At 41.5% G+C, this 7,623-nt stretch carries 5 protein-coding genes and 4 tRNA genes; 2 read left to right on the top strand and 7 right to left on the bottom strand.

Features of this window, described 5'->3' with window-relative positions:
* Positions 1 to 274 precede the first annotated feature (274 nt).
* From Q4591_RS14935 to Q4591_RS14920, 4 genes are all read right to left on the bottom strand, one after another.
* Positions 275 to 350: transfer RNA gene (locus Q4591_RS14935), tRNA-Thr, on the bottom strand.
* 38 nt (positions 351 to 388) lie between these two features.
* Positions 389 to 464 (bottom strand) — tRNA-Phe (locus Q4591_RS14930).
* 64 nt (positions 465 to 528) lie between these two features.
* Positions 529 to 604 (bottom strand) — tRNA-Thr (locus Q4591_RS14925).
* A gap of 39 nt (positions 605 to 643) precedes the next feature.
* Positions 644 to 719 (bottom strand) — tRNA-Phe (locus Q4591_RS14920).
* A gap of 384 nt (positions 720 to 1,103) precedes the next feature.
* Here Q4591_RS14920 and Q4591_RS14915 point away from each other — a divergent pair.
* Both Q4591_RS14915 and Q4591_RS14910 read left to right on the top strand, forming a co-directional pair.
* The gene (locus tag Q4591_RS14915) at positions 1,104 to 1,655 is read left to right on the top strand and encodes a cytochrome b (RefSeq protein WP_102475644.1); all 552 of its coding nucleotides are present in this window, start codon (positions 1,104 to 1,106) and stop codon (positions 1,653 to 1,655) included.
* Positions 1,656 to 1,784: 129 nt separating this feature from the next.
* Positions 1,785 to 2,372 (top strand): YceI family protein, encoded by a 588-nt coding sequence (locus tag Q4591_RS14910; protein WP_102440637.1) that lies wholly within the window; start codon positions 1,785 to 1,787, stop codon positions 2,370 to 2,372.
* A 73-nt stretch (positions 2,373 to 2,445) separates the two neighbouring features.
* On the opposite strand, the gene Q4591_RS14905 is transcribed toward Q4591_RS14910, so the two are convergent.
* From Q4591_RS14905 to Q4591_RS14895, 3 genes are all read right to left on the bottom strand, one after another.
* Complete coding sequence (locus Q4591_RS14905) at positions 2,446 to 3,318, bottom strand: sugar-binding protein (RefSeq protein ID WP_303461722.1); 873 nt, start codon at positions 3,316 to 3,318, stop codon at positions 2,446 to 2,448.
* 140 nt (positions 3,319 to 3,458) lie between these two features.
* Positions 3,459 to 5,858: a glycosyl hydrolase family 65 protein gene (locus Q4591_RS14900; protein WP_303461720.1), complete on the bottom strand. Its 2,400-nt coding sequence runs from the start codon at positions 5,856 to 5,858 to the stop codon at positions 3,459 to 3,461.
* A 16-nt stretch (positions 5,859 to 5,874) separates the two neighbouring features.
* Entirely contained in the window at positions 5,875 to 7,272 is a 1,398-nt protein-coding gene (locus tag Q4591_RS14895) for an MFS transporter (RefSeq protein ID WP_303461718.1), read from the bottom strand.
* Positions 7,273 to 7,623: the final 351 nt, after the last annotated feature.

Here is a 7,623-nt window from a genome sequence, read left to right as displayed (position 1 = left end):
TTAGTCCGCTTATTGCGGCGTTACCACATATCAGGTCGCCATACTTTACCTAATGGAAGTCGTTGCTTTCAGAGTTTCAGCTCTAAATGATTTCTGTCCAATTACGTGTTATACCTACTCATCTTATGGTGTCGGGAATCTATAAATTCTTCAAATCTAGTACGCAGCTATGACCAAAGTAGGGCGAATAACAAGTAGCCTTGATTAATTACTAATAAAGACCACAAATTTCAGACACAAAAAAGCCACTCATTGAGTGGCTTTTTTGTTTTTATGGTGCCGGCACCAAGAGTCGAACTCGGGACCTACTGATTACAAGTCAGTTGCTCTACCAACTGAGCTATGCCGGCTTATCTTCTTTAACGGTGAAAAACCATTAAATTAAATATGGTGCCCGAACCCGGAATCGAACCAGGGACACGAGGATTTTCAATCCTCTGCTCTACCGACTGAGCTATTCGGGCGACTAACTATCGTTAGCTTGAAACTTACAAGAAAAAACCACTCACTGAGTGGTTTCTCTGTATATGGTGCCGGCACCAAGAGTCGAACTCGGGACCTACTGATTACAAGTCAGTTGCTCTACCAACTGAGCTATGCCGGCTTATCTTTCTTAACAGTGATAACACTATTAAATTAAATATGGTGCCCGAACCCGGAATCGAACCAGGGACACGAGGATTTTCAATCCTCTGCTCTACCGACTGAGCTATTCGGGCAACTAACTAAGCGTTAGTTTACTACTTCAAACTGGGTGCTAACTTAATCGTTAGAGCCTGTGTCGTTTGGAGTGCGCACATAGTATAGCGATGGTTTTAATCCTGCAAGTGCTTTTTTAAATGATTTTAATCGTTCGGCTAGTAAATGGCCAAACTGAGCGATTTTTTACCTTTAATTGGTTTAAAGCCCAATGATAGTGGTTTTAGAGAGTTTAATCGATATCTCAAATTGAATGCTTATTTGAGTAAGACTGGCTGGGTTTAGTTAGGACTCAATTAGTTTTATTGTTCTATTTTATCGAATGATTTTGGCGATTTTTAGCGATATTCTTTTTGTTTTGTGTCGATATAATCATTCACATAGATTTTGACAAGGACAGCTTGATGTTAGCAAATACAAAAAATGGCTATGGTTTAGTGAGTATTAGTCTCCATTGGTTAAGTGCATTAACCGTTATTGGCTTATTCGGCTTAGGTTTTTGGATGGTTGATCTCACTTATTACAGTAGTTGGTATAAAACCGCGCCGGATATTCACAAAAGTGTTGGCATTTTATTGTTACTGGCAACGCTAGTGCGATTAGTGTGGCGCTTAGGCTCTGCGAAACCTCATGCAAAGAGTAATCACAAGGCTTGGGAGCAAACGGCGGCTAAGTGGGCTCATGGAATGCTTTATCTATTAATGTTGGCCATTATGGCGACAGGCTTTTTAATTTCAACGGCTGATGGCCGCGGAATTTGGGTATTTGATTGGTTTGAAGTGCCGTCACTGGGCAGCTTTATTAACAACCAAGCTGATATTGCTGGCTTAGTTCATCAATATGCAGCCTATACATTAATAGCCCTAGTGATTATTCATGCTGCAGGCGCGATAAAACACCAATTGATTGATAAGGATGGCACTTTATCAAGAATGATAAAACCTGCCACAAAATAGTTTTAACACCTACAGCACTTGAATCGAGCCTGTAACTCGACGAGCTGAGAACGCTAATTATTAGCTAGCAACACTTATTAGTACTTGAACATATCAATAATATTGAATTTATAATAAAGGGAATGACCAATGAAAAAGCAACTTTTAGCCACAGTATTATCTAGCGTTATCGGCGCTGCAATGTTACTACCATCAGTCGCTAATGCGGCCGATTATAAGATAGATACTCAAGGTGCCCACGCATCAATTCAATTTAAAGTAAATCATTTAGGCTATAGCTTTGTAGCTGGTCGTTTTAATGATTTCAGTGGTGATTTTAGTTACGATGCGGCAAAAATTGCTGACACTAATTTGAATGTCACCATCAATACAACGAGTGTTGACTCAAACCATGCCGAGCGTGATAAACATTTACGCAGTGCTGACTTTTTAAATACTGGCGCGTTTCCTCAGGCGCAGTACACCTCGACTAGTGTTGAAGACCAAGGCAATGGCAAGATATTGGTTAACGGTAATTTGACCTTAAATGGGGTGACTAAGCCTGTGGCTATTGCCGCTGAATTTGTTGGTGAAGGCCAAGATCCTTGGGGTGGTTATCGTGCTGGCTTTATTGGTACCACAGAATTTGCCATGAAAGACTTCGGTTTTAAAATGGATTTAGGCCCAGCGTCTGCCAATGTTAGCCTAGATTTGGTTATTGAAGGGATTAAGCAATAACGTCTATTGAACAGGTTTACTAAAAACAACAAAGCCGTCAATGATATTAGTCATTGGCGGCTTTTTATGATGATTATTGTGCCGCTTTTAGAATAATACTGCCAAAAACATCAGCGTGTTTATAGCCGCGATTCATGTCGCCATTTAACGGCTTTATCGGGTGGGAGCCAATAAAGTTCTCTCTTTGTTTGGAGCCATCATTATCACAATAGGCCAGCATAAAACCCATTTGTTTGTTGGCTTGTAAGCTAACGGCTGCAACCTGCTGCTTATCAAAAGCGCTTAAGCTGTCATTGTAACTGTCAGGGAATACCGTTATCGCCATTTCCCAATAGATTTTTTGAGGGTTAACAGGGTCTCTCGACCATGCTGTGGTGATATGGTCATTAAAGGTAGCGGCCTTTTTTTGCGTGGTAAAATCAGCCACTTGTTTATCTAATGCCACATGATAGGCAAAAGCATTATGGCTATATTGATGCTCGCCACCTGAGCCATCTTCATCAATAAACACCTCTACGGTGTCATCATCCCAATACCGCACTGTGGGATCTGCGGTTTGATCAAATAGCACATCATCAATCACTTCAGTCAGTAGATAGAGCTTATCTTCACGCCAAAGCAGTTTATATTGGCCACTAAAATCATCGGCTGTTATTGCATCGCCGATGATCATTTGATCAATAGGTTGCCACTTAGCTTGTTGCCAATCAGATTCATCAGCAATGCCATCAAGGGTAATGGCTTTGTTAGCGTAGTTAACTTCAATAGGGGCATGCACATATTCGGCAGATGTTTTGTTTGTGCTTGGAGCCGTATCAGCATTTGCCATTGAAGCAATTGCGGTGGAATTTAATGCCAACAGGCAGGGCAGTATTAGGCCTTTAAGTGAGGCGTTGGCCTTATGTTTATGGCTCGCTTTATTAGTTGGTTTTTCAGTGCAGTCCATTGTCCAGTAAACTCCTAATGTTTAAGTCTTAAAGTCAGTATCTTATAGAATCATTTATTATTGGGCATATTCACACGCTTTGACATTAGTCGAAAGCGTTATCTTAATCAGTAGCTAGGATACTGATTTTTCAACTTGCGTTATTCAGCCAGCAACACGCTGATGCTATAGCTTGTATTAGTGCTGATAGCTAAAATATGCTCACCTGCAGCATTAGTCTGTAAGCTTTTACCGTTAACTAAAACCTGCTGGGATATGATGTCTGCTCGCCTTTGTATTGATACATCCACAGTTGCGCCGCGAAAATGTCTGCTTACCTTTAGGCTAGGCCAGTGCTTTGGTAGTTGCGGTTTAATTTTTAAGCCGTCGCTGCAGCCTTTTAGGCCACAAAGTTGCTCGATGATAATTCGGTAAATCCAAGCGACGGTTCCAGTATTAAATAACTGGCTCGATTTACCCGCATCATCAGGATATTGAAAATAAGCCCCGCGGTAATAGTTGGGAATAAACACGGGTAATTGACCACGGGTGAGCTCATTTTGCACATCTTCAGCAGTTATCATGGTTTGTAATAGTTCAAATGCTTGCTCTGTTTCGCCTTGTTCAAATAGGGCGTATATATAAAATGCCCCAGCATGATTATAAACTGAACCATTTTCAGCGGTGCCAGGAAACTTTTGGGTTAATCTGCCCACTTGCTCATCCATTTGGGTATAAGCGGGAGCTAGCATCATCATCCCAAAAGGTGTTTGTAATTGCTGCTTGATTTGCGGCTGCATCAGTGACCAGCGCTGATCATTAACTGCGCCAGACAACATGGCAAAAGTTTGCGGGTTAAGATAAATGCGGCCTTGATGATTATCGCTTACACCAAAACAGTGACCTGCATCGGTAATACCGCGGGCAAACCATTCACCATCCCAGCAATGTTCAATTACGGCATCATTTAATTGCGTTGCAAGTTGGCTAAATTTTGATGCTTTATTGTCACAGGCCATTTGCTGGCAAACTTTTGCCCACAGTGTCATGCTGTAAGCACTTGCTAACGTCAACCAGCTTGAAACACCCAAGCCTTTATAGCCCACCATGTTCATCGGATCGCACCAATCGCCTTGGTTGATAAAGTTAAGGCCGCGGTTATCACGTTGAGAGTATAAGAACTCCAGCGCTAAACAAACGTGTTCCATCACCGAACGGTTTTCTTCACTGTCAGCAAAACCAATGGTTTGATTTAAGAAATCAAAGTCGGCGGTTTCATTTAAGTAAGCCTCAATACAAATCACTAGCCAGACACAATGATCCGTGTGGGGGATTTGATTGATGTATTTAAGCTCAGATTCAGGGTGCAATAAAATGCCATCCGGCATTTCACCATTGCGATGTTGCTGGGCGAGGGCGACTTCGAAGGCGGCTTTGGCCTTGTTAGGGTTGATATAAATCATCCCCATAGCGTCTTGAAGGTAGTTTCTGGTTTGTGGATCGGTGCTTAATCGATTGACATCGCCATGGTAAAAAACCTGTCTAGGTAGCCAATGATTGATGAAGTTATCAAGCTTAGGGGTTGAGGATAAAAGGCTTAAACAGCCATTTTCTCTACTGAGATACGCTTTGTATTTATTTTGAGCTTGAGTAAATTGTGCTGTTGAACTCAAATAGCGCTGTTTTAACTCACTGGCTTCGTGAGCATCTTTTACCGGTGCAAAAACAAACTTTAATGCCACTGCTGGCTTGGTGTTATTGCTAGCGTCATCATAAGCGGCAAGCTTACGATTAAATTGCATTATCGCTGCAGGAGTTTGGTAATGAGCGGGCATGTTTTCTAAGCGGTTATTACTGATAGCCGTTGGGTTATGTAAACCGCCTTCGCCTTCAAAAACACTTTGACGGGTTTCGTAACTATCAGGGGTTGTGTCAGTTAGAAAGACCGTGGTGTCTTTAAAGTCTTGTTGAACAAAGTATTGATCAACTTTTTGATAGGGGGTGATTGAGTGACATAAAATTGCATTAAGTGAAGGATCAAATTTTGCAGATTGATTCATCCACGACATATAGCCCACAGGAAAGTAGCTATAAACGCTGATATCTCGCGCCGTTTGACTTAGGTTATCAATGGATAACTGCCATAGCTCTGCGGTATCTTCAGTGGCTAAGGTTAAGCTTAGTTTGCAGTGTAGGTTGAGGTGCTTAACTTGCCAACTGACTTGATGCTGGCTAACGATAAACTCAAATGATGCCAATGATTGCCTTACTGGCTCATAGGGCAATGAGAATAGCTCGTTAGTGAGGTTATCTTTTATATAAAAAAATCGCCCAGGATGATGGCTAAAATAGGCATGTTCTGGCTGCATAAAGGTTTTGGCCTCTAATGCTGGCCCATGGGCATATTTAGCAGGTTCTGGCTGCATAAATTGCGCAGTCGCAAAACCCCGACAATTCATTTGAATCATCATGTTTTTATTCCATAAAAAACCACAGGCTTTTGGCATAATGGTTGGACTATGCAAGCTGACGTTGCCATTTTTATGATGGTAAGTAATCACTATTTAAACTCCTTAACTACTCGCTTGCAGGCTCTGATTTATCAATAGCTTGATAAAGCGACTGGTTAATTTGGCGCATTTTTTGTTCATCTAAGCTGTAGTGTTTAACAACCCAAACCGCTAATAAGGCAAAGCCTGCAGGGATGATGGTATTGAGCAGTAAAATCCCCATTAACGAGTCGGGTGATTGCTGCTGATTTGCCACATAACCCATGGATGACAGCATCCAACCGATCATCGCGCCTGCAAAAGCGCCGCCTAATTTTTGCGAAAAGGCTGCTGCTGAAAAAATCATTGCGGTGGCGCGGCGGCCATTTTTATATTGTGAGTAATCAGCAGTATCGGCATACATAGAAAACACCAACGGCGATTTAGGCCCTAAGCAAAATCCAATTAAGGCCTGCAATACAAACATCAAGGTAAGGTTGTGAGCTGGAATAAAGTAAAAGCCAGCCGAAAGTATGGCAACAATGGTCATTAAACCAATAAGCAGTGGCCGTTTATCAAAGTATTTGGTTAACAGTGGGGTTGAGGCGGCGCCTAGGGCAAGTGAGATCATATAAACCGCGGTAAAGGTGCCAATGAGGTCTTCTCGGTTTACATAGTATTTAAAGTAAAAGGTGCCGGTACTGGCGCGCAAAGTGATGGTGAACATGATGATTAACGCTAAAGAGAATAAAATTAGCCATGGCTTGTTGTTGGTTAAATCGATGATGTCTTGTTTGATTGAGGTTTGTTGATTGGCTGGTGGCGCTATTCGCTCTTTAGTTGCAAAAAAAGTAAGGCAAAACAGCACCGCTGAAATAAGTCCATAACAGGCCATGGTCAGTTGCCAGCCTAATGCCTCATTACCCGCGCCAAGATAAGTAACTAATTCAGGCGTCATATAAGCAACTAAAGTACCGCCAGAAAAAGCACCGATAAATCTAAAACTGGTTAATGTGGTTCTTTCCTGACTATTACTGGTGACCACACCTAATAGCGCGCCGTAGGGCACGTTAATAAAGGTGTACGCCAGCATCATGAAAATGTAAGTGCCATAAGCCCAAATCAATTTACCATCATCACCTAAATCGGGCACTGTGAAGGTGAGTACACCAGCTGCAGCAATGGGAATAATGCCTAATATGAGGTAAGGGCGAAATTTGCCAAAGCGGGTGTTAGTTCTATCTGCGAGGGCGCCCATTAATGGGTCTGATACCGCATCGATTATGCGAGTCACTAACATCATGGTGCCAACAGCTGCAGCTGATATACCAAATACATCGGTGTAGAAAATAAATAAGAACACATCAAAAACACGCCAATAAAAGTTAGATGCCACATCCCCAAGGGCGTAACCAACTTTCTCTTTAAAGGATAACTTATCGAATGTGACCGATGTGTTTTTTACGCTGGTTGCTGATTGTTCCATAATCGTTTTTATACCTTGATTGTTGCAATCTAACTTGAAGGTATTACTTACAACTAACCCATTATTCGCTTGTATTTACGACATCTTCGTTGGGTTGATACCTGATAAAGTGTAAGGCTTTAATATTTAGTACGCCTAAATCAGACCTAAGTGTAAGCGCTTACATTGTGATTTTAATGTAAATTATTAATCATTTTTTGACCAGTATTAATTTAAATAAACTGAATATGATTTTTTGAAAAGAGGCGGGTAGAAGCGTTTTATTGATCTGGGATAAAGAGGCTAAGGTATTCAGCCCTTTTCCATCAAAGGGCTGAATAACATTTACTAAATAATTCTTATTGGATACTT

Source organism: Shewanella sp. 3_MG-2023 (assembly GCF_030548765.1).
Taxonomy (GTDB): Bacteria; Pseudomonadota; Gammaproteobacteria; order Enterobacterales; family Shewanellaceae; genus Shewanella.
Note: the sequence above shows the minus strand (reverse complement) of the source record. Positions and strands in the feature narration are given on the sequence as shown.

What these genes read in the sequence shown, in the direction of transcription:
- Q4591_RS14915 (WP_102475644.1), top strand. Translation starts at nt 1,104, where the DNA reads ATGTTAGCAAATACAAAAAATGGCTATGGTTTAGTGAGTATTAGTCTC.
- Q4591_RS14910 (WP_102440637.1), top strand. Translation starts at nt 1,785, where the DNA reads ATGAAAAAGCAACTTTTAGCCACAGTATTATCTAGCGTTATCGGCGCT.
- Q4591_RS14905 (WP_303461722.1), bottom strand. Translation starts at nt 3,318, where the DNA reads ATGGACTGCACTGAAAAACCAACTAATAAAGCGAGCCATAAACATAAG.
- Q4591_RS14895 (WP_303461718.1), bottom strand. Translation starts at nt 7,272, where the DNA reads ATGGAACAATCAGCAACCAGCGTAAAAAACACATCGGTCACATTCGAT.